This is a genomic window from Roseobacter phycocola (assembly GCF_042055075.2).
GTDB lineage: Bacteria > Pseudomonadota > Alphaproteobacteria > Rhodobacterales > Rhodobacteraceae > Roseobacter.
The window spans coordinates 1,161,586-1,186,588 of sequence record NZ_CP194010.1 but is presented as its reverse complement, the minus strand read 5'-3'; the positions used below and the strand labels follow the sequence as shown (position 1 = coordinate 1,186,588).

Below are 25,003 nucleotides of genomic sequence, written 5' to 3'. Positions count from 1 at the left end.
CTGACGACTGCGGCACAAACGCTGCATGACAGTTGCCGATCACCTCACAGCCCTCATGAGTGCTCAGTTCCTGCCGGAAGCGGCAGAAACCGGAACTGCGCCGGAATGGGTGCACCTGCTCCCCGCAGGCGAGAACGGCACGATCCGCACAGACGACAAACGGGGGCCTTACCATGTAAGTGATGCCGAAGAGATCATCGCACTGAGCTTTGCCGGTGATGACCGCCTTCCCATCGACGAAAACCACGCAACGGATCTTGCAGCCCCGAAAGGGCAGCCCGCACCGGCACGCGGCTGGATCGTCGCCATGGAAGCCCGGGACGACGGGATCTGGGGAAAGGTCGAATGGACAGCGGAGGGCGAACAACTGGTCGCCTCGCGCGCCTATCGCGGTATCAGCCCTGTCATTTTCCACGACGAGAGCAAGACGATCCGGATGATCGGGCGCGCCAGTCTGGTGAACAAACCAAATCTGCGGGGCATGGCCTCGCTCCATCAACAGGAGACCGGAATGGACTTCCGCGCAAAACTGATCGAGATGCTGGGCATCGCAGGAACCGCCACCGACGACGAGATCGCCGAGGCGATGCGCTCGTACAAAAGCGGCAAAGGCAGTTCGGCTGCCATGCAATCCGCGATGACCGATATCGGCACAGCGCTTGGCCTCAATGCCGATGCTGACACGACTGCTATCGTTGCCGCCGCACAGGCCGCAGGTGCTGCCGGCGACAAGGACGGCCTCATCGCTGAGCTGCAGAGCTCCGTAAAGGATCTGTCCTCGCAGATCGCCAGCCTCACAGAGGGCAAGGCCCTTCAGGCCGCGGAGGACTTCTTTGAGAAGGCCGTGTCTGAAAAACGCGCGGGCTTTGGTCCGCAGTCCCGCGATCACTGGATCACGATGCATCAGGCCAATCCCGACGCCGCCGTGGCCGCAATGGAGGCGGCTCCGAAACTGACCCGGACGCACACTAAAGAAGACCCTCCTGACAAAGGAGGCACCACAACCGCTCTGAACGCAAGCCAGAGCCAGATCGCAACGCAGCTGGGCCTTGATCCCGAGACTTACCAGAAGTCGCTGCAGTCCTATGAGGAGACCGCTTAATGCCCCCGCTGAGCAAAGGGCGCACCACGCCCCGTGTCGAAGGCGATCTGCGCGAAGGCGCAGCCGCCGCAACCGCTGTGATTTTCACCGGCGCTCTCCTGATGCGCAATGCCGCAGGCTTTATCACCAACGGACAGACGGCTGTCGGTCTGGTGGGGGCTGGCGTGGCACTGAAGGATGTCAGCAATGCGACCGGCGCAGACGGTGATGAGACCGTCTACTTCCGGACAGGCACCTTCGTCTTCGCCAATTCTGCAGCCGCTGACGAAATCACCGCCGCCGACATCGGTGCGCTGGCCTACGCCGTCGATGACCAGACGGTCGCCAGAACCGACGGCACCGCAACCCGGTCGCCTGCCGGCACGATCGAAGGGGTCGATGCCCGCGGTGTCTGGGTCCGTTTCGACGAGGCCCTCACAACAGCCGCAGCGGCCTAAAGGAGACCTTCCATGGAAGTAACAGCACAATCCCTCAACGACTTGCGCGCAGGCTTCAGCGCCCTTTATCAGGGTGGCCTCGGCCAGGTCGAAAGCCAGTATGGCGCCATCGCCACAACGGTGCCCTCAACCACATCCGAGAACACCTACGGCTGGCTCGGTCAGCTCCCCAACATGCGCGAATGGATCGGCCCGCGTGTGCTCCAGGCGATCATGGAGCATGACTACACGATCAAGAACAGAGATTTTGAGCTGACGGTCACTGTTCAGCGCAACCACATCAAAGACGACAATCTCGGCATCTACAATCCACTCTTCACGGAAATGGGCCGCGCAACAGGAGCGCACCCGGATCAGCAATGCTTCGGCGCGCTCGAGGCGGGCTGGGACAACGAGTGCTATGATGGCCAGAACTTCTTTGACACAGACCATCCTGTTATCGACAAGGACGGCAACAACATCACGGTGGCGAACACTGACGGCGGTGCAGGCCCCAAATGGTTCCTGATGGATGACAGCCGGGCCGTCAAGCCCATCATCTACCAGGACCGGGAAAGCCCCCAGTTTGTCGCTATGGACAGCCCGACGGATGCGAACGTCTTCAACAACAAAGAATTCGTCTACGGCGTCGATGGCCGCAACAACACCGGCTACGCCTTCTGGCAGATGTGCTGGGGCTCCGGTCAGACGCTTGATGCCCAGAACTACGAGACCGCCCGTGTCGCCATCGGCAATATGAAAGGCGATCACGGCCGCAAGCTCGGTCTCCGGGGCCGCCTGCTGGTGGTGCCGCAGGAGCTGGAAGGTGCCGCCAACGAGCTCATCAACGCAGAACGGAATGCGGCCGGTGCAACCAACATCTGGCGCGGCACTGCCCGCGTGATGGTCGCCGACTGGCTCTGAAAACCTGAGACGGGGTGGAGCAGTCGGTAGCTCGCCAGGCTCATAACCTGGAGGTCGCGGGTTCAAGTCCCGCCCCCGCAACCAGATCGAAGGGGAAGTCACCGTGCCCCGCCTTGAACGCAGGCCGCTCCGGATGCGGCCCCGGTGACCGGGTGGGTGGAAGGCCCGCACCATGAATGCAAACGGAGGGCCCGGACATGGCACCGCGCAAGAAGAATACAAAGGCGGAGAAACCCGCCAAAGCGTCGACCGATGACCAGCAGGCTGCTGGAAATGTGACGCAGAAGGCGGCGGGCGACGCACCCGCCGCCACCCCCGAAGACAAGGCCAAGGGCGCGGATAGCGCGGCTGCGGCTCCTGATCCGGCGGCTGTGACACCGCCGGACGCAGGCGCGGCCGATACGGCTCCGGCAGCGCCCGAGGCCGCGCCTGCCTCTGACACCACCCATGCCCCTCAGGAGAGCGACGTGGCTGCGGCGGAAACCGCCGTCGCAGCCGAACCGCCCGTCGGATCCCCCGACATGCGGGGCCCGGAAAATCTGGAGGTGACTGTGGTCGGCCCGAAAAAGGGGCGCTGGCGGTGCGGCCGGCACTTCACAAAAGAGCCGGTGACGATCAACGCCAGTGAGCTCACCCATGCGGAGTTCACATTGCTGCAGGATGATCCCCGCCTGATCGTCAGCGTGACGGAGCTCCGCGAGACGTAACCCCCCGGGGTGGGCAGTTCTGCCCGCCCTGCCCCTGAGACGAGGATGCCGGACCCGTGCCTTATACCACCCTTTCAGATCTGACAGCGCGCTTCGGTGAAAACCTGCTGGTTCAGCTGACCGACCGGGGTGATGTGGCAACGGACACGATCGATCAGACTGTGATCGATCAGGCAATCTCGGATACGGATGCGCTGATCGACGGTTATCTGGCCAAACGCTATGCGCTTCCGATGGCAGCCGTGCCACCGCTCGTGGCGTCTCTTGCACTCGATATCGCGATCTACAAGCTCCACATTTTTGAGGCCAACCCGAAAATCGAGGCGGACTACAAAGCCGCCATGAAATCGCTGGAGGGGATCGCAGCGGGTTCTGTAACGCTGCCCGTCGAGGGTGCGGAAGCCGCAGGCTCAGGCAGTTCCGGCGCGCGCCTTACAGACCGCGATCGTCCGCTGACTGAGACCAGCCTGAAAGGGTTCATCTGATGATTGCCGCCTTCAGGACCCGGCTTGGATCCGAGATCCCGGAGCTTACCGGCCGCGTCCGCGGTGCCGGCAATCTTGCCGAACTGACCCGGGCGCGCCAGTTCCCCCAGGTCACGCCCGCGGCCCACGTGCTGCCTGCCGGCATGCAGGGCGGTGAACCCGATGCAATGTCCGGGGCCTACACACAGGACATCTCGGAGGGTGTCAGCGTGGTTCTGACCGTGCGTGACAGCAGCCCGGAAGCCCGCCGTGTGCTCGATGATCTGCGCGGGTTCATCCTGCGCATCATTGAAGCGATCGTCGGCTGGGCGCCGGAGAACTCTGTGGGTGTATTCCGTTTCGTGCGTGCCGAGCTCGTGAGCTCACAGCAGGGCACATTCATTTACCAGATCGATTTTGCGATCGCAGACCAGCTGAGGATCTCCTGATGTCTGACCTTCCCCAGAAAGGTGGCAGCTACACCCGTTCAAAAGACGGCACGCTGACCCCGCAAAAACCCGCTTCGAAGCCTGCTTCTAAGCCCGTTGAAAAGGAGGACTGAGCCATGGCCATTTTCTGGCGCAGCAAGATCCTTCTGGCTGAGATCGAAACCACCTACGGGACCGATGCGGGTCCGGACGGAGCTGATGGCATCCTCGCCAAGGAAGTCACACTGTCCGGCATGGAAGGCAACGACCTCGATCGCGCACTTGAGCAGCCTTACTTCGGCAGTCAGGGCACGGTGCCCGTCGAGCTGCACGCGCGGATCTCCTTCAAGGTCGAACTGGCGCCCTCCGGCACTGCCGGTACCGCACCGCCCTGGGGCAAGCTGCTGCGCGCCTGTGGGGTGGCCGAGACCGTCGTGGCAAACACTTCTGTGACCTACAACCCGATCACCGAAGAGCCGGAGGCCGTTTCGGTGCACTTCTTTGTGGGCAACACCCGCTTCGTGATGCTGGGCACGCGCGGCACTGTGTCGATCGAGATGAGTGCCAACCAGATCCCGCACCTGATGTTCGAGTTCACCGGTCTGTTCACCCTGCCTTCCGAACAGGCCCGGCCCGCTGTGGATCTGAGCGCCTGGCAGCGGCCGCAGCAGGTCAGCCGCGCGTTCACGTCGCTGACACTCGACGGAAACGCAGGGCTGGTCATGCGCTCGTTCATGATGTCCTTCGGCAATCAGGTCGAGCCGCGCTTTCTTGTCGGGCCAGAGGCCATCCTGATTACAGACAAAGACGAGCAGATCGAGATGACGCTCGAGGCGGTGCCGCTGACCACATACGACCCCTATGCAGCGGCCTTTAATCAGGATGAGGTGCCGGTGATCCTTCAGCACGGTGTGGGCGCGGGCAGGATTGCCACTCTGAATGCGCCGACCGCTCAGATGCAACGACCGCAGGGCGTTGAGACGCCCCAAAACATCACCGAATGGCCGCTGCGCCTCAAACCCATCCCCACGGCCGGCAACGACCAGTGGACGCTTGTGCTGACCTGAAGGAGGACAATCATGTTCCGGATCGAGAAAGAGCCGAAGTTTTGGCACACGGTCACGGTGCTCACACCGATCGATGATGACACGCACCGGGAGGACACTTTCAGGGCAAGGTTCCTTGTGAGGCCCTCAGAGGAGATCGAAGCATACGATCTGCGCGTGGCCGAGGATGTCCGCAACCTTCTGCTCGCAACGGTAGTCGACCTTGATGACATCACTGACGACGACGACCACCCCCTCCCATTCAGCCAGGAACTCCTAAGGCAGATGCTCGGGAACTACGCCGCACGCATGGCCATGCTGAACACCTATATCGCCGCGATCACAAAGGCGCGGGTGGGAAACTGAAATGGGCCGGACGTGCCTTTGTCGAAGGCACGCTTCTGGAACGGTCCGAAGACGCACCGAAGGACGATTTGCAGGCGGAAGCAGCGCTCTGGGAAGTCACCATTCCGGCGCACTTCCTTCAGGACGAAGAGCATCAGGGGGTCTGGCCAGAGAACCTGCCCGCGCTCGAGGCCTACGCATCGGTCTGCACTCAATGGCGGCTGCTGGCGCTGGCGGACGGCAATGTCATGGCCGTCGGACTGGACTACCCGGCCGTGAAAGCTGGCCTCGAGCTCGCGGGGATCGGGGTGAACACTGCGCTCTGGGCTGATCTGCAGATGATCGAGATCGGCGCCCGGGCGGCAATGAACGGAGAGAAAGAGTGACTGCAAGGCTCTCATTGCTGATCACGGCCGATGGTCGTCAGGCGCTGGCAGAAGGCCAGCGTGTTCAGCAGAGCTTTAAGGCCACAGCCAGCGCCGGGTTTACGATCGGGGAAGCCGCCCGTGTCAGCGGGGCTGAGCTGGGCGAGATGACCAGCAAGGTCAGCCTCGCGACCCTGCAGATGAGTGAGTTCCGGGACGCGCAGCTCCGCGCGGCACTGGGTGCCCGGAGCTTCGGTGCTGCAAACCAGCTCGCAGCAGGCAGCCTCGGAAACCTGACAGCCCAGTTCAACGACATCGGTGTAATGCTGGCAGCGGGTCAGAACCCGCTCCAGCTCGCCCTGCAGCAGGGTACACAGATCACACAGGTGATCGGTCCGCTGGGTGCCACAGGCGCTGTACGCGCACTTGGTACCGCTTTTGTGGGCCTTTTCAGTCCGGTCAATCTGGCGACCATCGGGATCATTGCCGGCGGTGCTGCGCTCTTCCAGTGGGCCCAGAGCGCCAGAGCTGCGAAAGATGACACCGGAGATCTCGAGGAGGCTCTTGGCGCGCTCGCGGACAGAACCACGGAGGCGCAGCAAAAACTGGCGCTTCTGAACAGTGGCGCGGGATCCATTGAAGAGCTGCGCGTTCTCAACGAGATCGCCGACCTCGAAGCCCAACGCGAGGAGTTCCTCCGGCGATCGGCGAATCTTCAGGGCCGCGGTGCTCAGGCTTCGCGTCAGGTCCTCGAAGGATACCGCGAAGAAATCGAGCTTCTTGACGATCAGATCCGGGCCGAGAAAGAGGCGCTTGAAGCCGTCAGGGAAAGAGAGCGTGTCGCCGGGCGCATTCAGGCCGGGTACCGGACCTTTTATGAAACCCAGCAGCGTGGCGAGCAGCAGGCCCGTGACGCACTGGCGCAGCAGTACCAGCTCTATGCGGACACCCGGGTTGAGGCCAGCGCTCTGAGCCAGCAACTGCTCGAAGCATACCGGGCCGGTACAGACTTCGCGTCGATCGACATGCCGGTGGGTGTGGATGCAGCCGCTGCGGCCGCCGCCGCCCTTGCTCAGGATCTGGGCGTAAGCCTTCAGGTGGCGCAGGGCATGGTGGCGCTCGGCAATGATCTCGCCGCCCCGGGCGGATCTGATCAGGCGCGTGACAACGTGCGCAACGGCACCGGCTTTCAACCCGGCAATATCGTTTCTCAGTTTACGCTGAACCGCCGCCGGTCCGGTTCTGCCGGCAGCCGGGCCCAGACTGATCAGGTGCAGGAGCTGATCCGCAGCCTTCAGCAGGAACTGGATGTCCTGAAGGAAACCGATCCGGTTCAGAAAGAGATCATCCGGAACCGGGATGCGCTGGCAGAAGCAACAGAGGCTGAGCGCGAAAAGATTGAAGGTCTGCTGACCCAGCATGAAGCCGAGACACAGGCGCTCGAGCGCAAACGCAGTGCGTGGAGCCTTGTGGGTACAAGCGCATCCCGGGTGCTCGATGTCATCTTTGACAAGAGCAAGAACCTCAATGACATGGTCCGCAACCTCGGCATAACGATCCTGGACACGGCTATTCAGGGAAATCTTCTCGGCACCGGTCCTTTTGGCAACGGCGCAGGCGGACTTGTGGGCAGCCTCTTCCCGGGGCTCATCCCCGGCCGGGCCAATGGCGGCATGATCTATGGCCCGGGCGGTGGCCGGGATGACCGGGTGCCAATCATGGCTTCAAATGGTGAGTTTGTGGTCAACGCGGCCGCGACCGCCCAGAACCGCAATCTGCTCGAGATGATCAACTCAGGTGGTGCGCCGGGTTTTGCGGCCGGTGGCATGGTCGGTCAGTCGCGTGCGCAGACCCCGGCCAATGCAAACGCCACACCCAGACCTCTTGCGGTCAGCATGGATGTCTCCGGAGCACGCGGTGACCGGGAGATTGAGGAGGCTGGGTACCGGGGCATGCAGCGCGCCCTTCAGGAATATGACCGCGAGGTCCTGCCCGAACGCGTGGGCCAGATCCGCAGCAATGAACGTGTGAGGGGCTGATGCCGGTATCCTTTCCCATGAGTGTGGCTGACTTTCTGGATGCGCTTCCTGTGAGTTCTGTCCAGTTTGAACTGCCCGAAGCCGTGGAGCTCAGCCGCACCGGCGGCGGAGAGCTCTTGGTCGCCAGCGTCGGCGCCCGTCTGTGGCAGGGCGAGATCATGCTCGGAAAGATGCTGCCTGAAGAGGCCCGCCAGGCGCAGGCGCTGATTGACCTTGTGCGGGGCGCGGGCGCCTCATTTCTGGCCTATCACCGGCGCTTTCCCTATCCGGCCTCCGATCCGCAGGGCGCTGTGATCGAGACGGCGAGCCCCGCGATCCGCGCGCTCGATGGTGCCGATGCCCGGCTTATTGCCCTCGAAGCCTTACCGCCGGGCTTCGTGCTGACCCGCGGGGATTATCTCTCCTTCACCTACGGACTGAACCCCCTGCGGTATGCGCTGCACCGGGTTCAGGAGGCCAGCGTTGTTGCTGACGGCGCCGGAGATACGGCCCTCTTTGAGGTCAACCCGCCACTTGAGCCCGGTGCGGCTACAGGCACAGCCGTGGAGCTGGTGCGTGCGCACTGCAAGGCGGTCATCGTGCCGGGATCGGTGCAGCCCGGCAGGCAGGCAAAGTTCATGCGTGACGGCGTGAGCTTCCGGTTCCAGCAAACACTGAGGTGACCGATGCTTGAGCTTGCCCCCAACCTTCTGGCGCACCTTCAGGCCCGCGGTGCGCGCAATGCCCAGCTTCTGGTCTGGATCACCGCGCGGGACCGCACTTCCGGCAATCCTGTTTCCGTAGGCTTCTGGACCGGCGCGGACCACAGGATCCTGTCGATCGGAGGTGTGCAGCGGACCTACTACGGTGCCGGCGCTCTGCTGAAGGTAGCCCCGCTGGTCAGCAACTCAGGTGTGAGCGTGCGGATCACCCGGCTGACCTTCTCGCCGGTATCGGAAGAACTGCGCTTCGCTGTGCGTGGGTATGAGACCAAGGACGCGCCGGTTGAGATCCATATTGCCAACTTTGACCCGCTGACAGGTGTGCTGATCGCAGAGCCGCTCAGACGCTTTAAAGGCTTTGTGAAAGGGCTGAGCTTTCCGCGTCCGGCGGTCGGAGATGAGGCACTCTGCGAGGTCTCGGTCAAAAGTGCAGCCGAGGTACTGACACGGACCCTGCCCCTGAAGAAATCCCAGGCCGCTCTGGAAGCGCGCCTGCCCGGAGACGGGTTCCGGCGTCATGCCGAAGTGAGCGGCTCGATCGAGACGGTCTGGGGCGAGCGCCGCTCCGGTACCGCGGGAGGCGCATGATGAGCGGATCCCTTCAGCGGCACCCGGACTGGCGCAACCGTCTGATCGCCTACCTCACGACATGTGCACGGCGTCCCTTTGAGCCCGGCAAGCACGATTGCGCGCTGTTCCTGGCGGGGGGCGTGCTGGCCATGACGGGCGTTGATTTTGCCGCCCCGTACCGGGGGCGCTACACCACCGTCGCCGAAGGTGTCCGGCTGCTGCGCCGGCATGATTTCGCAGATCACGCCGCACTGGCCCGGACCAGTCTCGTGTCCAGACCGGTTTCCATGGCCCGCGAGGGCGACGGTGCCATCGTTCGCGAAGGGGCTTCGCCTGCCCTCGGGATCGTTCAGGGCGCCGGCATCTATGTGCTGCGCGAGACAGGTCTCGGGCTCATGCCGCTGACCGCGGCTGAAGACGTGCTGGAGGTCTGACGTGTCTACTGTCGTAAAAGCTGTTGGCGCAATCGCTGCTGGGCTCGCCACCGGCGGTGTCGGTACCTTTCTGACCACCACTTTGTTTGGCCGGATCCTGACCACAGTCGCCTTCTCGGTCCTGCGTGCGGCCCTGACACGCACCGACCGGCCGGGGACCACGCGCGCCCCCGGGATCCGCACGGCACAGACCCAGACAGGCGGCACCAACCCGGCCTCGTTCATCCTGGGCACCTATGCCACCGAAGGTTCACTCGCTGCACCCATGATGAGCCATGGGACCGTGGGCGGCGTGCCCAACGCCTATCTCACCTATGTCATCGAGCTGGGCGATCTGCCGGGCCAGACGCTCGAGGGGCTTTATGTAGACGGCGAGCCCGTCACGCTGGGCGCTTCCCAGCACCCCGATTACGGCAAGCCCTTCGAAGGCCGCTTCGCAGGTTATGGCTGGGTCCGGTTCTATGACGGCACTCAGACGGCCGCGGATCCGATGCTGCTCTCGAAATACGCAGCACACCCGGACCGGCCGTGGGGCATCGACATGGTGGGCCAGGGGATCTGCTATGCAATCCTCACCTTCCGGTACAAACGCGAGGTCTATTCCTCCTTCCCGAAGGTCCGCTTTGTTCTGGGCGGGATCCCGCTATACGACCCGCGCCTCGATGACAGTGTCGGCGGGACCGGACCACACCGCTGGGCCGATCGCAGCACATGGGAGCAGACCGACAACCCGGCCGTGCTGATCTACAACATCCTGCGCGGGATCGATCTTGGCGGCGGCTACATCTGGGGCGGCGGCTCGGATGCAGAGGATCTGCCGCTTGCCAGCTGGTGGGCGCAGATGAACAGGGCAGATGTCGCGATTGCGCTCGATGCCGGCGGCACGGAACGCCAGTACCGCGCCTCCTATGAGGTTCTGGTCGACGATGAGCCCGCGGCCGTCATTGAAGAGATCCTGAACGCCTGCTCCGGCGAGCTCTCCGAGAACGGCGGCGTGTGGAAGCTGCGGCTCGGCGGACCCGGCCTGCCAGTTTATTTCTTCTCGGACGCGGATGTGATCATCACGGAAACCGAAGAGCACCAGCCCTTCACCGTCGAGCAGGAGCCCTACAACGGCGTTCAGGCGGTCTATCCGGACCCCGATGCCCTCTGGGAGCCGCGGGACGCTCCCGCACGCTACAACGCGGAATATGCCCTTGCCGACCCGGCTCAGCGGCGCGTGGCCGAGCTGACCCTGAGCGCTGCACCCTACCCCAACCAGATCCAGCGTGTGATGCGCGCCTATGTCGAGGAGGAGCTCCGCGTGGCGCGCCACGTGCTGACCCTGCCCACGGATGCACTGGTGCTGGAGCCGCTCGATGTCGTGGCATGGACCTCGGACCGGCATGGCTACGACGACAAGGCCTTCGAGGTCGACAGTATGGTTGACCCCCTGCTGACGGGCACCCCGCGGCTGACCCTGAAGGAGCGGGATCCGGATGATGCTGAATGGCTGCCCGTCTACGAGCTCCCCACACCATTGATTGCAACATCCGTGACCACGCTGCCTCCGCAGACGGTCGACGGTTTTGCCGTCACGGCCGTGTCGATCGAGGACGAGAACGGCGACCCGGCACGCCCGGCACTGCGTCTCAGCTGGTCGGGGGATCAGGAGGACGTGCGTGGCCTCGAGTACCAGATCGAGGCAGCGGACGGCACATCGATCGTAACGGGCTCGACACTGAGTGTGGCCAGCGGCGAGCACGTGGTGGTCGACGGGATCCTGCCGGCGAAAGACTACCGGGTGCGCGCGCGTTTCGTGGTTTTCCGCCCGACGGTGTGGACGGACTGGGTCAACGTCACGACGCTCGATCTCAGGCTGCGTCCGGAGGATCTCGATCAGGCTGTGTTCCAGGCCAACGGGCTAGCCCTCTTCGGGGGTGCCCTGCAGTCCACCGACTATGTCGCCGGGACATCCGGATGGCAGATCACGCAGGCCGGCGATGCCGAGTTCAACAACCTGATTGCAAGAGAGTCGCTTCAGGTCGGCTCCGTGTCCGATATTGCGGAGCTGCTGATCCCGGCCGAAGCGCATGTAGCTGAGAATACCGTCTACACAGATCAGTTGTTTTTTGGTCCCTCTGCGGATGCCACGATCTGGCATATCTCGCTTTCATTGCAGGTCCGCAGTTCCGGGGTTGAGCAATACGAGCAGTTCACCGGCGATGGCCCGATCGACGCGTACCGCGCGGCGGAGACACGGGTTCTGGTGCAGGTCCGCTATCTGATCAACGGTGCGTGGGGTGGTTACGGGACGCTGCGGGACAGCGGGTTCCAGAAGGGTGGCTGGGTCGGCATGAGCGGGATCTTCCACGCGATCGGCCCATTTGATCTGGGGCAGATGCGCGTGGTCACCGGCAATGTCGATCAGGATCCGAATTTCTCAACGCAGACCAATATCCGCAACGTGTCCCTGCGCGCACAGAGTGTTGCCCGATGATTGCCTGGTATCAGCTCGCCCCGGACGGACAGACGTTCGCAGTCATCGGCACAGGCTCGGCGCCCGCCACCATTGACGGCGTCGTCAGCGGTGTAACGCCTGCGGAGCTGACCCGGATGATGTTGGATGGCCAGGGCGGGCTTGTCCCCCGGCCGGTCTCTCCCGGCGTCTCAAGTGCCGGCACACAGCACACAGTCGCCGGCTGCCCGCTGGGCACCGAGATCGCGATCTTCGACCTTTCCGGCAATGAGGAGCTGCACCGTCTCACAGTTGCAGCAGAAGGCACTTCAGAGGTGATCGATCTGCCTGACCCCGGCCGGTACCAGATCGAGGTGCAGGCGCCGATGCCTGCCCTTCCAACCTACACTGAGGTGACGACGCCATGATCACGCTGCGCAGATCTCTTGACAGTCTGTTGCTCGAGTTCGGCGGCGTGCGCAAACGCGCGATCGCCGAGGTGACCGATGGCATCCGTGTGGTCCGGCTGCAGTTTGTGACGGATCTGCCCGGGCAGGAAATGCTGTACCTGCGCAAGGAGGCAGAGGCGCAGAAGTTTCTGGCGGAGCTGATCACACCCACCGATCTCACGAACTGGCCACTCGTTGCGGCCGAGGTCGGCATCACAGCGCCCACCGCCTATGAGGTGGCACAGGTTTACGTGAACCTCGGGGCAATGTGGGAAGCGACGGCTGCAGCCCTCGAGACGATAAGGCTTGGTGCGGTGGTCAGCATCGAGGCGGCTACCACCTCGGCCGAGGTCGACGCGGCTCTCTCCCTTTTTCACATCAGCATGGAGGCTTTTGAATGAAACTCCTCGACCCTGAAACCTTCGCCGACCAACCATACGTCGCCGGGCTCAATCAGACGTTCCATATGATTGCCGGAGCGGCACTGTTCGCTTTCCTCTGGTTTCTCATGTCACCCTTGTGGGCCGTCGCGCTCAGTTTCGTTATCTTCACCAATATCGAGATCTGGCAACTCAATGACCGAGGCGCTGTGCTCTGGGACACCGTTGTCGATCTGCTCTTCTGGAGCGCCGGCACCATTGCCTGGTGCCTCGCAACCGCCCGCTATGACCTGCCCCCTGCAATCCTTCTCACCCCCGTCTGGCTAATCATGATCTGCGGTCTCGTCATCGCCGTATATGCCGCCTTCAACCGCCTTTTAAAGGAGCTTTAAATGCCCACCAAAAACCGTGATGTTATCGCCGCTGACGGCCAGATCCACGTTGCAACCGGACCCCGGGCCGTGACCTTCAACTTCAAAAAGGGCGTGGGCGAATGGTCCATTGAAACTGGTGCGAACGAACCGCCTGCAGACGGCCACTGGACCGGGCAGGAACCCATCTCTCTGGAGCTTGGCACCGGCGAAATGCTCTACATCAGCGGCAACGGCCGTCTGGTGATCACAGCGGATGCGCTGGAAATCTGATGCGACTGCTGGCTGGTCATAACCTTGCCGCCAGGGGCATTCTTCTGAGGGGCCATGCGCTGCTGGGAGACGGTGTATCTGCGGTCGGGGCTTCAGTCACAGGCCTGACCAACAACCCGACACACGGCCTGACCGCGCAGATCGGCGTGGCGCTGACCGGCGCGATATCCGGGCTATCGGGCGGCGAAGTCATTGTGCATCGCTGGACTGCCGACGGCACGGCGATCAGCGGGGCCTCCACGGCAAACTACACGCCGGTTGCGGGCGACGATCTGAAGGCTCTGCGCTATGCGCCGCTGGTGGATGGTGCACCAGTACAAAGCGCGGCCTATACTGTGCGGTACGCAATCCCCATAGCAGGTGCTCTGGTAGCTGTTGAGGAAATTCAGGGCAACGGCGAGCCGGTGGTCAACCTTGCCGCTGGCTTCACGGGTGATGATCTGACGTACTCCGAGAGCGTTGCGTGGTCCTCAATCGCCGGAAGCGCCCTGACGATCTCCGACGCATTGCGCGACGACACTGTGACGATCACCGCGACTAACTCTGGCGGTTCAGCTACGGTCGACCTCTCTGTCCGGATTGAGGATTTCCTGACGATCACCGACAGCGGCACCTCTCAGGCGGTACTGACACTCAGCAACATTCCGGCCGACGCGGACCTCGTTCCTGCGACGACCATTATTATTGATGGTGTCACGCATTCACTGCCGGCTGGCACAACAGCGGGTGATCTGCGCAGCAGCGCGGTTCAGATGGAACGGGACAGTCCGGCGCTGACATCCACCGGGGATCCGGCAGCCTTTGCAGAGGGCGATGTGCTGACCCTGGCCGATACCATCTGGCTGAGCACCGATATGCTGTCCTTCAGCGTTGTGGTCTCAAACAGCGGCGGCGTGGTGCAGAGCGGCACAGACCGCAGCTATACCGTCACTGCCGCAGACGTGGCCGACGGCACGCTGAGCCTGCGCGAGGTTGCAAACAACGGCTCCACGAATTTCGACGGCGAGACCCTCATAAGTACGGCTGCGGTGGCGAGCGGTGCAGACCTCGCGGCGCTGTTCGGCAATGGTGAGGAGGGTGTGGTGATCATGCCCGGCACAGCCCACACCATCTGCTACACGGAAATCACCGGGGCGGCGGCCAGCACGGTCTGCGGCGACGGTGATCCGGTCGGGACCATCCATGACACTGTGAACGGCCACTATCTGGTCGCGCCCAGCACGGCAAACCGGGCTGATTACAACCAGAACAACAACCGGGCGTTTTTCTCCAAAACGACCGGCGCGAGATACTACGTCTCCACCGCGCCGGTAGATATGTCCGCCACGGATAGAGCTTCGGCCGTTCTTGGCGTCGAGAGACCTGACGATACGACATTCCGCTATATCGCGGGGTTGGGAAACAACACCACAGACGGCGGCGTGAATTTCTCCAAATCATCCACCGCACGCCGCTATCTCGCCTATGCGAATGGCGCAGGCGGTGACACCGCAAAGGCTGCGGGCACAGGCAGCACGCCCGGCACCAGCTCAGGCTCGCTGCCGAACGTTGACGTCGCGGACGTTGTCCGGATGCAGGTCGATCTGTCCGGCAATCTTATCACCATCTGGGCAAATGGTGATGAATACGAAAACGAAACCGCTGATGTGGGCGGCGGCAACCTTGCTAACGCAAACATCAACTTTCTTGCCGATCCGGACGCTGCGTCGAACGGGTTCATCGATAACGTCTACGGCTACGTGCTGATCAACCGGCATCTGACCGCACAGGAAGCAACAGCCCTTGAGGCCGGAATGCAAGACCAGATCGTCGGGGTGTGAGCCATGAGCACTATTGCATTACAGGGTGGCGCAATCTCCCTTGGCAGCGATGTAGAAATCTCCACTGGCAATATCACGCGCTCTTTCTCCCCTTGGGGGTCCATGGCGACCCTCCAGATCATCGTTGAGCAGACCGGTAATGCCGGGGCCGGCGAAGGTGTCTTTTTCCGCACGCTTGTCGACGGCTTCGATGTCTCTGCGCCCGAGGCCGGCCAGGAGTATGATCCCCGTTTTCACGAAGTCTACTACTTCTGGGATTTTGGCCGTGATCACACCTTTGATCGTCTGGTCAACGTCCTGCCGGAATGGCGCAACGGGAGGACTGCCTTTGGCCCATTTGTCAGCGCGTGCTTCAACGATCCAGGCATCTATACAGTGTCCTGCACGGCCATTGATCGCAGCGGCCGACGCGTAACGACCACGGTAGAGGTAACCGTGAATGACCCGGACGTGATGTATCCGGGCACGCAGACCATCTGTCTCGCGCATGACGGCGATTTCACAGGTAAGCCCACGGGAGCCGCCGAAGCCGCCACCCTGACAGAGGCGCTGAGCGCCATGGAAGCACTGGACGACGGGGACCTTAAAGGTCGGATCATGTTCAAGGGCGGCGGCACCTATGACTATTCCGGCGATACAATCAACATTCTCAGCGCACACAGCAATATGTGGTGGCAGACCTGGGGGGGTGGCCGTGCGACGTTCAACGTACTGCCAACCGCCGCACTGAACGACGGCGAGCCGCTGATCAAATTCTCCAATTCACTGACGTTTATCGGTGGCTCAGCGCTGTTTCAGGACATCGATTTCACTGGCCCTTGGGACAGTACGACAGAGACAGGCAAGCGTCACACTGCGCTTTTCCTTTCGACAGGTAGTCGCAATCTGGACCTGTCCATCAACAACTGCACCTCTGATGGCATGCAAGGTCTGCAAGCTGCTGGCACCTACGGCGGCTCCGGTCGCGGTCCAATGATCATGGCCTTTGATTGCCGGTCGACGAACAATCAGGATTTCTCCTTCTACTCCGATCAGGGCACTTACTTGTTGTCGCTGGTAGGCTGTATCTCGGATCAGGACGTACAGGCCCGGCAGGGCGGCGGGGCCAAGCAGCCACCATGGAAGAACGACCATACCGGTGTGCGTATGCAGCAGACCTTTTACACTTATTTCGACGCGCTGGAGATTTTTGCCCGCAACGGCTGGGTCAATTCACAGTCGGTGCCTGAGAACCAGCCCTGCATCCGCTATCATTCCAATGTGCCGGGCAGCAAGGCGAGCATGAACCGCCTGTCCTGCGAGGGTGGTAACGACATCATCACAGGTGGCGATGCGACCCCCAGCGGCGTCCTGCGCCCGGTCAACTGGATTATCGACAAGGCGGTTCTGGTAGGGTCATCAAGAACAGGCGGCGGGGCCATTGGCAACGGCCTCGGCGGTACCACGATCCGCAATGTGCTGACGATCATGCCAAACGTGCCTTCGATCAACCGGCCCAACTACGGCTTTGGCGGTGCGCCGGGCAGCAGTGATGCTGTGGGTGATGATAACCTCGCTCAGCGCGTTGCGTGGTACAGTAACACAATCCTGTTCCTGACTGACGATACAAACCTCGACGGGACCGAGCCGAACTTCATCACCAGCGGGGCCTCTACCCGCTGGACGAATGAGGTCGAGGAAAACAACCTCTTCGTGGCACCTCTCAGTACACACATGCGGCAGTCGGACAATGCTGAACTGACAGACTTTGACGGGTCCACACTCTGGGCACCGCGCTGGCTGGGGCACAAATATGACTTCATCGGCGGCACACAACTGACCATGGACGCGACCTTTGCGACACCCGCCGATACTGTCAAAGACATGACGCCGCTTGCAGCGACCCCCGCAGACCCCGGCTTCGCGGCTTTTGACGATATCAGGGGCAGACCGCGCTATGACGCAACTACCGGGTTGATCAGCGGTGCTTCGAAAGGGGCTTTTGAACCCGCTGACTGAGCGACTGATGAGTAATTTGGAGCGAGATGCACACAATGTTTGCTCCAAAGCGAAACACTCCGACCTCTGTTGCAGAATCGTGGCAACATTGAAAGCATCTCCGGGATTGTTTTGGAGATTCAGATGGACGACAGGATTCGCGCTCGATTTTACCAAGTGGAAGAAATTCAGGAAGGCGACGCTGGCCTGTATGAATGCCTGCATCGTCTTTGGGCGCATCAAGACCGGGAAGACTATCATGAAGTCTTTGGCGGGATATGGGTTCGCTTGGAGAGATTTGACAGCGATGGAGGCCAACCCGGCTCAGGTTTTGTGGATGGCGAACTGACCCGACAGCAAAACGATAACATACCACCGATTGCGGAACAGGGAAGACCGCTGGAGGGGTTCGACAGGCCGCTTGGACACAGATGCGCTTTTCGGTATCATGCAGAGACAAGAACTCTTCTGCTCGAAAGCCGACCAAATGGAGTTACACCGATCAGAATGGACGGGCTTGTAAAGCATTTGCTCAGACCGCATCGCGGCTTTTTTCTGTCTCCGACGCTGACAGAAAACGCGTTGCGCAGGCTGGTGGAAGGTACCCCAAGACGAGTTTCTTTTAGGGTCGCAACACCTTCCGACATGGCATCGGTCGAGCAGAGCGACCGTACAATTGAGGAGAACCTTACCAATATGGCAAATACATTCGGCGGCCAGTCCATCGAGGTATCTGTTGGGTTTCCAAGGGGTCAGAACGACAGTTTCCTCAATATGGGTGCGATAAGGCGTTCTATTGAATGGGCAACAGGAAACCGGGACCATGTTGTGAGCTACCGTGTAAAGATCTCTGAAGAGCCTGAGCCAATTGATATCTTCACCGAACAGATCAAAATCTCCGAAGACGCACCTGGCATTTCGAACCTCGATGTAGACGTGAACTACGATACCAGAAGGCGCATTCTAAGAGAGGCATTTAATACATACCTGCCAGTTATCAGAAGGACTTACACTTGATGGCGACTTCCAGATCAGGGTTGGTCAGGGCGTCGGGGACATTTCTGTCCGTCGGCCCTTTGATCAACTCTATTTTTCTGGCAGCACTGTGTTCCGTCGCCGCACAGATGGTTTCCGCTTCCGAAGCTTTTAATCCGGCCGCTATATACGGCGGCATATTCAATCTGTTGACAGTCTTCACTGGGTTCCTAGCGACTTTCTACGTTTTTATCGTCACCAAGAATAATGAGTTTTTGAAGCGCATAGCGAAAACCGAAACCTACAAAGATGCCGTCCGGTTACTTAAGTTCACAGTTTTCTGGTCTTCAGTGGTTATCTTTCTTTCATTTCTCATGATGGTCTGGGATCCGAAGTGCTTTGCGCTTTTTTCTATGACCCATCTTGCAGTCTTTTTCTGGTTGCTAAACGTCTTCATGGTGGCGGTCAATTTCGCCCGCTGTGCCAACCAGTTCATAATGATCGTAGATACAGACGACAGAGCCGGCTGATCAAAATCGATCCTGCTGTTCGCGCCATCGATTTCGTTTGCTGCAATGTTCGGTGTCAATCACTGCAAACTTGCGTGTCACGCTACATCGGCCGGGCACCAAATCCTTTTGCCGCCGCCTCTTTACCGCCCCGGCGGCAATCCTTATATAAACGCTAAGGATCACGGGAGAGGCCCCTATGACGAATGCATCTGAACCGCTCGAAGGCGCACCGCTGATTGCGCCATCCAGCACAGATCACCCGCTCTATGAACAGATCGTTGATGCGTGCCGTACCGTGTATGATCCGGAAATCCCGGTGAATATCTACGAACTGGGCCTCATCTATACGATCGATATCAGTGAAGAAAACGCTGTGCAGATCAAAATGTCGCTGACTGCGCCCGGCTGTCCCGTTGCCGGCGAAATGCCAGGATGGATTGCAGATGCCGTTGAGCCGATCCCAGGCGTGAAACAGGTGGATGTCGAGCTTGTGTGGGAGCCCCCCTGGGGTATGGACATGATGTCCGACGAAGCACGGCTCGAACTGGGCTTTATGTGAGCCGCCTGGCCGGATACTGCTCCGCCGTCCCCATAAGGCGCGCCATCAGCGAAATCCGTCCGTCCCGCACTGTAAAAGCAACACTGCTCGCCCTTTTGGGGCTGTCGTCAGCCCTGCCTGCATATTCAGATGCGCCAGCGGTGTCTTATGGTCCCCGGCCTGCTTATCTGATCGATCTGCTGCCGGACGGTGATCTGAAAACCAGACTGCAGAGCTGTGAGGCCCAGACGCCGGTCAAAAGTGATTTTTCCATTGGCCACCGCGGCGCCGCGCTGATGTTTCCTGAGCATACCGCTCAGTCCGCAACGGCCGCCGCACGGATGGGCGCAGGCATTCTCGAATGCGATGTGACCTTTACCAAGGACCATGAGCTGGTCTGCAGGCACGCGCAGAACGATCTGCACCGGACAACCGATATTCTCAGCACGGACCTGGCCCGGACCTGTGTCACGCCCTTTTCCCCTGCCCGCGGATCGGTAAAAGCATCCGCTGAATGCAGGACATCCGACGTCACGCTGGCTGAATTTCTGACACTGACGCCCAGAATGGACAGCGCAGACGCGACAGCCACAACAGTCGCGGACTATCAGAATGGCCTGCCGGGGTTCCGCACGTCGCTCTATGCTGCACATACGGATCTGCTGACCCACCGCGAGTCCATCGAACTGTTCCGCGAGCTTGGTGCAAAGTTTACACCGGAACTCAAGGCACCCGCGGTCACCATGCCACACAATGGGTTCACGCAGCAGGATTACGCGCAGAAACTGGTGGACGAATACAAAGCAGCGGGTATTGCTGCTGAAGACGTTTACCCTCAGTCTTTTGACCTTAACGATGTGCTGTACTGGATTGAGAACGAAACCGAATTCGGCAAACAGGCTGTCTATCTCGATGGTCGTTTTTCAGGGCCAGACCCGCTGGATCCGGCAAATCCTGAGACGTTTGACCCGGATATGCAGGAGCTGAAGGCGATGGGGGTGAACTACATCGCTCCGCCTTTGTGGATGCTCCTGTCGCTGGAGGGCGGACAGATTGTACCGTCGGTCTATGCCCGACAAGCCCAGGCAGCCGGCCTGAATATCATCACCTGGACACTGGAGCGTTCCGGCCCGCTTGATACCGGCGGCGGCTGGTATTTTCAGACAATCACCGATGCAGTAAAAAACGATGGTGCCTACCTTCAGGTTCTGGATGTTCTGGCGCAGGATGTGGGTGTCGTGGGCGTCTTTTCGGACTGGCCTGCCACTGTCACCTACTATGCAAACTGCATGGGTCTGCCATAGCGCAATGCTCCTGTGCGCGGATTTCACAGCCAGGATGCTTGTCCGGCCGCCAGTGAGCCATTAACTTAACGGTCAAAGGAGTTTGGGTATGTTTGGAATTCCCGGCAAACAGGCGGTTACGCTGACACCGAAGGCCGCAGCACAGGTTGCGAAACTGATGCAATCCGCGGGGCATGCGGGTCTGCGCATCGGTGTGAAAAAGGGCGGCTGTGCCGGCATGGAATACACCATGGAGTATGTGGAACAGACCGACCCGAACGACGAGGTTGTAGAACAGGATGGCGCCCGTGTGATGATCGCGCCCATGGCGCAGATGTTTCTCTTTGGCACCGAGATTGACTACGAAACAACTCTGCTGGAATCGGGGTTCAAGTTCCGCAACCCGAATGTCACCGAAGCCTGCGGCTGCGGCGAATCCATCAAATTCGGCTGAGACCTGACCGCCGAAACGGTCAGCCCTTCAGGTGTACGTAGGTCTCGTTGAAACGCGCCGTCAGGTGATCCCCCGCCAGGATCGCTTCTGACGCCCCCGGGGGTGCCACGTTCGTCTCATAGGATGGATTGAAAAAAAGCGGGACGGAAATACGCTCATTCACACCACCAACGACCCGGTGTGGGGTCGCCACGACCTGACCGTCCGTCCAGAGCTCCATCATCTCCCCGAAATTGATGATGAAATCACCGGGCGGTGCCGACACCGGGATCCACCCGCCCCCCCGCCGCCGGACCTCAAGCCCGGGTGACCCGTCCGTCGCCAGCAGCGTCAGACAGCCATAATCGGTGTGCGTCGCAATCCCGAAATCCTTTGCCGTGGCCCACGAAGGCCGCGTCGGATAATAGTTGCCGCGCAGCAACGCCATGGGTGTCTCAAAGGCGCCGTCAAAATACCCGGGCGGCGCATCGATGGCCCTCGTCAGCCCCTGCAGAACCTGCATCGCGACCCGGCAGGCGTAATCGTAGTACCTGCTGACAACCGCCTCAAATTCCTGCGGCTTTTCGGGCCACCTATTCGGGGCATAAACCGAAAGTTCGCGCCGCGCATCGCCCTCCGGCAAAGCAAACCCACTGTCAAAAAACTGCTTGTAGTCAGGGTTGGCATCCGGATCCACCTGCTCGGACCCCGGCGCGCCCCAGCCCCTGTTGGCCCCCGTACGCGCCATATCGATCCGCGCCTTATCCGCCGCCGGCAGGTGAAAGAACGCGCGATAAGTGTCGATCACGCCGCCAACGGTCTCAGCGCTCAGCGCCGTATTGCGCACCACGGCGAAACCGATCTCTGTCGCAGCTTCGCGCATTGCTGCCAGTGTTTCCGCATCGCCGTCCTGCAGCTTTTCAAGGTCAATCGTGGGAACCATCTCACCCCTCGCCTGTTGCCCGCTCCGCCCCTGCCACACGCAGTGCGCCCATGCAACCCGCCACATGGTTTGCTGAAGGCTGCGCTTCTTGCTACCAAGACCACAACCGGAAATTCAGGAGAGTGATATGCGGCGCAAAATGGCAGCGGGAAACTGGAAGATGAACGGCTCTGCCGCAGCTCTGGACATGATCAGCACGCTTGCTGACGCCCACGCAGACGGTGTCTGTGATATCGTGATCTGCCCGCCCGCACACCTTTTGTCCGCAGCCGCAGGTGCCGCCGCCGACGGACCGGTTGCCATCGGGGCCCAGAACTGCCACGCAGCCGAAAAAGGCGCCCACACGGGGGATATCTCAGCCGCTATGGTGTCTGATACAGGTGCCCGTTACGTCATCACAGGACACTCAGAACGCCGCGAGGCTTACGGCGAAACCGACGCCGCAGTCTGCGATAAATCCACGGCGGCTCAGGCGGCAGGCCTCGTTCCGATCGTCTGTATCGGTGAAAGCCTTGCTCAGCGCGAGGCGGGTGACGCGCTCCCGGTGATCCGCGCCCAGCTGGAAAGCTCCGTTCCGGACGGCAGCACAGCAGACACCATTGTTGTAGCCTATGAGCCCATCTGGGCCATCGGTACAGGCAAAATACCCACGCTCGCACAGATTGCGGAAGTGCATGCGGCCCTGCGCGCAGATCTGATTGCGCGGTTCGGCGAGGACGGCAACGGCATCAGGCTGCTTTATGGCGGCTCGGTCAAACCGGACAATGCTGCTGCCATTTTCGGCACACCGGAGGTCGACGGTGCCCTTGTTGGCGGCGCGAGCCTCAAAACAGAGGATTTCTCGCCGATCATATCGGCACTTGCCGCCAGCTGAGGGTTTCTTCTGGCGGCAAGTATCCCGGGGGAGCGCGGCACGCGCGGGGGCAGAGCCCCCGCCCGGCTATTTCACGATGATCTCCGGCCCCATAACGGTCGTCGGCAACCATGTACTGATGATGGGAATGTAGGTCACCATGATCAGGAACACGAACAGCACAGCAGTAAAGGGCAAAGCTGCCTTCACCACCGCCCACATCGGCATATTGGCCACGCCTGAGGTCACAAAGAGGTTCAGACCCACCGGAGGCGTGATCATTCCGATCTCCATATTGACGACCATGATGATGCCAAGATGGATGGGATCAATCCCAAGCTCGATCGCGATGGGAAACACGAGCGGTGCCACAATCACGAGCAACCCTGACGGCTCCATAAACTGCCCGCCGATCAGCAGGATCACGTTCACGATGATCAGAAAGACAACCGGTCCGAAACCGGCATCCAGCATCGCCGCTGCAATCTGCTGTGGTATCTGCTCATCTGTCAGCACGTGTTTCAGGATCAGCGCATTTGCGATGATGAACATCAGCGTGACGGTAAGCTTGCCCGCTTCAAATAGCGTGTTCTTTGTATCGCGGTGGAAAAATGCCGTCACAAGCGCCACTGGTTTCTGCAGCAGCGACAGGTTCCGGGTGTCGTCCCCTTCCGTGTGCAGCGGCCCCATGTCCCGATAGACAAAACAGGCGATAAAGAAGGCGTAAACCGCAGCCACCGCCGCCGCCTCAGTTGGCGTGAAAATACCGCCGTAGATGCCACCCAGAATGATCACGATCAGGAAGAGGCCCCAGCCGGCTTCCCGCCCGCTCTCGAACACTTCACTCCAGCCGCGCCATTCGCCCCGTGGCAGGTCCCGCATCTTGGCGATGATGTAGATGGTAACCATCAGCATGGTCCCCGCCATCAGCCCGGGAATGACGCCCGCCAGGAACATGCGCCCCACCGAAACATCCGTGGCGGAGGCATAAACGACCATCACGATGGACGGCGGGATCAGAATGCCCAGGGTGCCCGCGTTAGCAATGACGCCCGCCGCGAAGTCTTTGGTGTAGCCGACCTGGCGCATACCTGCGATCACGATGGAACCAATCGCCACAACCGTGGCTGGTGATGACCCGGAAAGCGCTGCAAAGAGCATACAGGCAAAAACGCCCGCAATGGCCAGTCCGCCCGGCAGGTGACCCACAAGTGCGATGGAGAACCGGATGATCCGCCGGGCCACACCGCCGGTCGACATAAAGGAGGACGCCAGGATGAAGAACGGGATCGCCAGCAGCGTATAGTGACCTGCCATTGCCTGGAACAGCGTCTGCGCAATAGACGCCAGCGAGGTGTCACTGAGCACCAGAAGGAAGACAATGGAGGACATGCCAAGGCTCACGGCGATCGGCACGCCGACCAGCATCAACCCAACGACCATGGCGAAAAGAATTGCAACTTCCATGGCTTACTTCCCTGCGTTCATGTGTTTGACAGCCTCAACCTCGTCTTCGGCCTCGTGGCTGACAATCAGGCTGGTCTGAGTGCCGTTCCAGACACAAACCGTCGCCTGAATGAAACGGAAGAGCAGCAGTGCCATGCCAAAGGGCAGCATGGCGTAGGGGATGAACCGCGGAATTTTCTCGTATTCCTCGCCCATGTTGAAAATGGGTTCGATCCAGCGCAGCCACTCAGGCATCGGCATATCCACAACTTCGTACCAGGCCTGGTCCCGGCTGTTCTCAAAGCCTGTGGGGAACCAGCGGCCTGACGTTGCATCAAATCCCGCAAAGGGGGCCCAGTAGTCCCAGGCGCCTTTAAACACCAGTGCCGCATAAGAGAGGCACACCGCTGCTGCGACCAGTGCCAGAACGCGGCGCACGGGGGGTGAGAAGAGGTTGATCACCGCGTCCACACCGAGATGCGCCGTGACCTTGACGCAATAGCTCACGCCAAAGAGCACCAGCCAGGCAAACAGGAATGTCACGGCCTCAAGCCCCCAGATGATGCCCGTATTGAACCCATAGCGCAGGACAACATTGATGAATGTCAGTATCGTCATCAGCCCGAGGATCACTGCAATTGCGGTTTCCTCGATCTCATTGACGATCCGTCCCAGCAGCGTCTCTGCTTCGTATGAATGCGCCATCGGCCCCCTCCTCCTTTCAAAAAACCCGGCCCCGCACAGGCGGGACCGGGCTGTCGCCTGTCAGCGG

29 protein-coding genes and 1 tRNA gene are annotated in these 25,003 nt (G+C 60.8%); 27 read left to right on the top strand and 3 right to left on the bottom strand.

The window, feature by feature from the left end:
* Nucleotides 1-25 precede the first annotated feature (25 nt).
* The 26 genes from AB4K19_RS05805 to AB4K19_RS05680 all read left to right on the top strand — a co-directional run bounded on the left by AB4K19_RS05805 (nucleotide 26) and on the right by AB4K19_RS05680 (nucleotide 21,010).
* Entirely contained in the window at nucleotides 26-1,102 is a 1,077-nt protein-coding gene (locus tag AB4K19_RS05805; RefSeq protein WP_375227508.1) for a phage protease, read from the top strand.
* Nucleotides 1,102-1,539, top strand: coding sequence for a hypothetical protein (locus AB4K19_RS05800; protein WP_375227507.1), 438 nt, complete (start codon nucleotides 1,102-1,104; stop codon nucleotides 1,537-1,539). Before AB4K19_RS05805 ends, AB4K19_RS05800 begins: the two co-directional genes overlap by 1 nt.
* Before the next feature lie 12 nt (nucleotides 1,540-1,551).
* Complete coding sequence (locus AB4K19_RS05795) at nucleotides 1,552-2,442, top strand: Mu-like prophage major head subunit gpT family protein (RefSeq protein WP_436399308.1); 891 nt, start codon at nucleotides 1,552-1,554, stop codon at nucleotides 2,440-2,442.
* Between the two features lie 8 nt (nucleotides 2,443-2,450).
* A tRNA-Met gene (locus AB4K19_RS05790) sits at nucleotides 2,451-2,522 on the top strand.
* A gap of 117 nt (nucleotides 2,523-2,639) precedes the next feature.
* Entirely contained in the window at nucleotides 2,640-3,149 is a 510-nt protein-coding gene (locus AB4K19_RS05785; RefSeq protein WP_436399307.1) for a hypothetical protein, read from the top strand.
* A gap of 56 nt (nucleotides 3,150-3,205) precedes the next feature.
* Complete coding sequence (locus AB4K19_RS05780; RefSeq protein ID WP_375227504.1) at nucleotides 3,206-3,634, top strand: gp436 family protein; 429 nt, start codon at nucleotides 3,206-3,208, stop codon at nucleotides 3,632-3,634.
* Nucleotides 3,634-4,062 carry a phage tail terminator protein gene (locus AB4K19_RS05775; RefSeq protein ID WP_436399306.1) on the top strand — a complete coding sequence of 143 codons (429 nt, stop codon included), beginning with the start codon at nucleotides 3,634-3,636 and terminating at the stop codon, nucleotides 4,060-4,062. Before AB4K19_RS05780 ends, AB4K19_RS05775 begins: the two co-directional genes overlap by 1 nt.
* Nucleotides 4,063-4,178: 116 nt before the next feature.
* Complete coding sequence (locus AB4K19_RS05770; RefSeq protein ID WP_436399305.1) at nucleotides 4,179-5,108, top strand: phage tail tube protein; 930 nt, start codon at nucleotides 4,179-4,181, stop codon at nucleotides 5,106-5,108.
* A 12-nt stretch (nucleotides 5,109-5,120) separates the two neighbouring features.
* Nucleotides 5,121-5,453, top strand: coding sequence for a hypothetical protein (locus tag AB4K19_RS05765; protein ID WP_375227500.1), 333 nt, complete (start codon nucleotides 5,121-5,123; stop codon nucleotides 5,451-5,453).
* 68 nt (nucleotides 5,454-5,521) lie between these two features.
* Complete coding sequence (locus AB4K19_RS05760; RefSeq protein WP_375227499.1) at nucleotides 5,522-5,818, top strand: DUF1799 domain-containing protein; 297 nt, start codon at nucleotides 5,522-5,524, stop codon at nucleotides 5,816-5,818.
* A complete protein-coding gene (locus AB4K19_RS05755; protein WP_436399304.1) occupies nucleotides 5,815-7,836 on the top strand; it encodes a phage tail length tape measure family protein in 2,022 nt (673 codons plus the stop codon). Before AB4K19_RS05760 ends, AB4K19_RS05755 begins: the two co-directional genes overlap by 4 nt.
* Nucleotides 7,836-8,498, top strand: coding sequence for a hypothetical protein (locus AB4K19_RS05750; protein WP_436399303.1), 663 nt, complete (start codon nucleotides 7,836-7,838; stop codon nucleotides 8,496-8,498). The genes AB4K19_RS05755 and AB4K19_RS05750 overlap by 1 nt, the downstream gene beginning before the upstream one ends.
* Before the next feature lie 3 nt (nucleotides 8,499-8,501).
* Nucleotides 8,502-9,125: a hypothetical protein gene (locus tag AB4K19_RS05745; protein WP_375227495.1), complete on the top strand. Its 624-nt coding sequence runs from the start codon at nucleotides 8,502-8,504 to the stop codon at nucleotides 9,123-9,125.
* Nucleotides 9,125-9,541 (top strand): DUF6950 family protein, encoded by a 417-nt coding sequence (locus AB4K19_RS05740; protein ID WP_375227494.1) that lies wholly within the window; start codon nucleotides 9,125-9,127, stop codon nucleotides 9,539-9,541. The genes AB4K19_RS05745 and AB4K19_RS05740 overlap by 1 nt, the downstream gene beginning before the upstream one ends.
* A gap of 1 nt (nucleotide 9,542) precedes the next feature.
* The gene (locus AB4K19_RS05735) at nucleotides 9,543-12,020 is read left to right on the top strand and encodes a phage tail protein (protein WP_375227493.1); all 2,478 of its coding nucleotides are present in this window, start codon (nucleotides 9,543-9,545) and stop codon (nucleotides 12,018-12,020) included.
* On the top strand, nucleotides 12,017-12,406 hold the full coding sequence (locus tag AB4K19_RS05730; protein WP_375227492.1) for a hypothetical protein: 390 nt from the start codon (nucleotides 12,017-12,019) through the stop codon (nucleotides 12,404-12,406). The genes AB4K19_RS05735 and AB4K19_RS05730 overlap by 4 nt, the downstream gene beginning before the upstream one ends.
* Entirely contained in the window at nucleotides 12,403-12,828 is a 426-nt protein-coding gene (locus tag AB4K19_RS05725) for a hypothetical protein (protein ID WP_375227491.1), read from the top strand. Before AB4K19_RS05730 ends, AB4K19_RS05725 begins: the two co-directional genes overlap by 4 nt.
* Nucleotides 12,825-13,199 (top strand): hypothetical protein, encoded by a 375-nt coding sequence (locus AB4K19_RS05720; protein ID WP_436399302.1) that lies wholly within the window; start codon nucleotides 12,825-12,827, stop codon nucleotides 13,197-13,199. Before AB4K19_RS05725 ends, AB4K19_RS05720 begins: the two co-directional genes overlap by 4 nt.
* A complete protein-coding gene (locus AB4K19_RS05715; RefSeq protein ID WP_375227489.1) occupies nucleotides 13,200-13,451 on the top strand; it encodes a hypothetical protein in 252 nt (83 codons plus the stop codon).
* On the top strand, nucleotides 13,451-15,271 hold the full coding sequence (locus AB4K19_RS05710) for a hypothetical protein (RefSeq protein WP_375227488.1): 1,821 nt from the start codon (nucleotides 13,451-13,453) through the stop codon (nucleotides 15,269-15,271). The genes AB4K19_RS05715 and AB4K19_RS05710 overlap by 1 nt, the downstream gene beginning before the upstream one ends.
* 3 nt (nucleotides 15,272-15,274) lie before the next feature.
* Nucleotides 15,275-17,269 (top strand): hypothetical protein, encoded by a 1,995-nt coding sequence (locus tag AB4K19_RS05705; protein WP_436399301.1) that lies wholly within the window; start codon nucleotides 15,275-15,277, stop codon nucleotides 17,267-17,269.
* Nucleotides 17,270-17,392: 123 nt separating this feature from the next.
* On the top strand, nucleotides 17,393-18,265 hold the full coding sequence (locus AB4K19_RS05700; RefSeq protein ID WP_375227485.1) for a hypothetical protein: 873 nt from the start codon (nucleotides 17,393-17,395) through the stop codon (nucleotides 18,263-18,265).
* Nucleotides 18,265-18,753, top strand: a complete 489-nt coding sequence (locus tag AB4K19_RS05695) for a hypothetical protein (RefSeq protein WP_375227484.1) — start codon at nucleotides 18,265-18,267, stop codon at nucleotides 18,751-18,753. The genes AB4K19_RS05700 and AB4K19_RS05695 overlap by 1 nt, the downstream gene beginning before the upstream one ends.
* A gap of 178 nt (nucleotides 18,754-18,931) precedes the next feature.
* Entirely contained in the window at nucleotides 18,932-19,294 is a 363-nt protein-coding gene (locus AB4K19_RS05690) for an SUF system Fe-S cluster assembly protein (protein ID WP_375227483.1), read from the top strand.
* Between the two features lie 53 nt (nucleotides 19,295-19,347).
* Nucleotides 19,348-20,577 (top strand): glycerophosphodiester phosphodiesterase family protein, encoded by a 1,230-nt coding sequence (locus tag AB4K19_RS05685; RefSeq protein ID WP_375230852.1) that lies wholly within the window; start codon nucleotides 19,348-19,350, stop codon nucleotides 20,575-20,577.
* An 88-nt stretch (nucleotides 20,578-20,665) separates the two neighbouring features.
* On the top strand, nucleotides 20,666-21,010 hold the full coding sequence (locus tag AB4K19_RS05680) for a HesB/IscA family protein (protein WP_375227482.1): 345 nt from the start codon (nucleotides 20,666-20,668) through the stop codon (nucleotides 21,008-21,010).
* A gap of 19 nt (nucleotides 21,011-21,029) precedes the next feature.
* Here the strand turns inward: AB4K19_RS05680 and AB4K19_RS05675 are convergent, their stop codons facing one another.
* Entirely contained in the window at nucleotides 21,030-21,932 is a 903-nt protein-coding gene (locus tag AB4K19_RS05675; protein WP_436399300.1) for an isopenicillin N synthase family dioxygenase, read from the bottom strand.
* A gap of 127 nt (nucleotides 21,933-22,059) precedes the next feature.
* Here AB4K19_RS05675 and tpiA point away from each other — a divergent pair, with 127 nt between their 5' ends.
* Complete coding sequence (gene tpiA, locus AB4K19_RS05670; RefSeq protein ID WP_375227479.1) at nucleotides 22,060-22,806, top strand: triose-phosphate isomerase; 747 nt, start codon at nucleotides 22,060-22,062, stop codon at nucleotides 22,804-22,806.
* Nucleotides 22,807-22,872: 66 nt separating this feature from the next.
* Here the strand turns inward: tpiA and AB4K19_RS05665 are convergent, their stop codons facing one another.
* Together AB4K19_RS05665 and AB4K19_RS05660 are read right to left on the bottom strand one after the other, a co-directional pair.
* Entirely contained in the window at nucleotides 22,873-24,252 is a 1,380-nt protein-coding gene (locus AB4K19_RS05665; RefSeq protein ID WP_375227478.1) for a TRAP transporter large permease, read from the bottom strand.
* A 3-nt stretch (nucleotides 24,253-24,255) separates the two neighbouring features.
* A complete protein-coding gene (locus tag AB4K19_RS05660) occupies nucleotides 24,256-24,936 on the bottom strand; it encodes a TRAP transporter small permease (RefSeq protein ID WP_436399299.1) in 681 nt (226 codons plus the stop codon).
* Nucleotides 24,937-25,003: the final 67 nt, after the last annotated feature.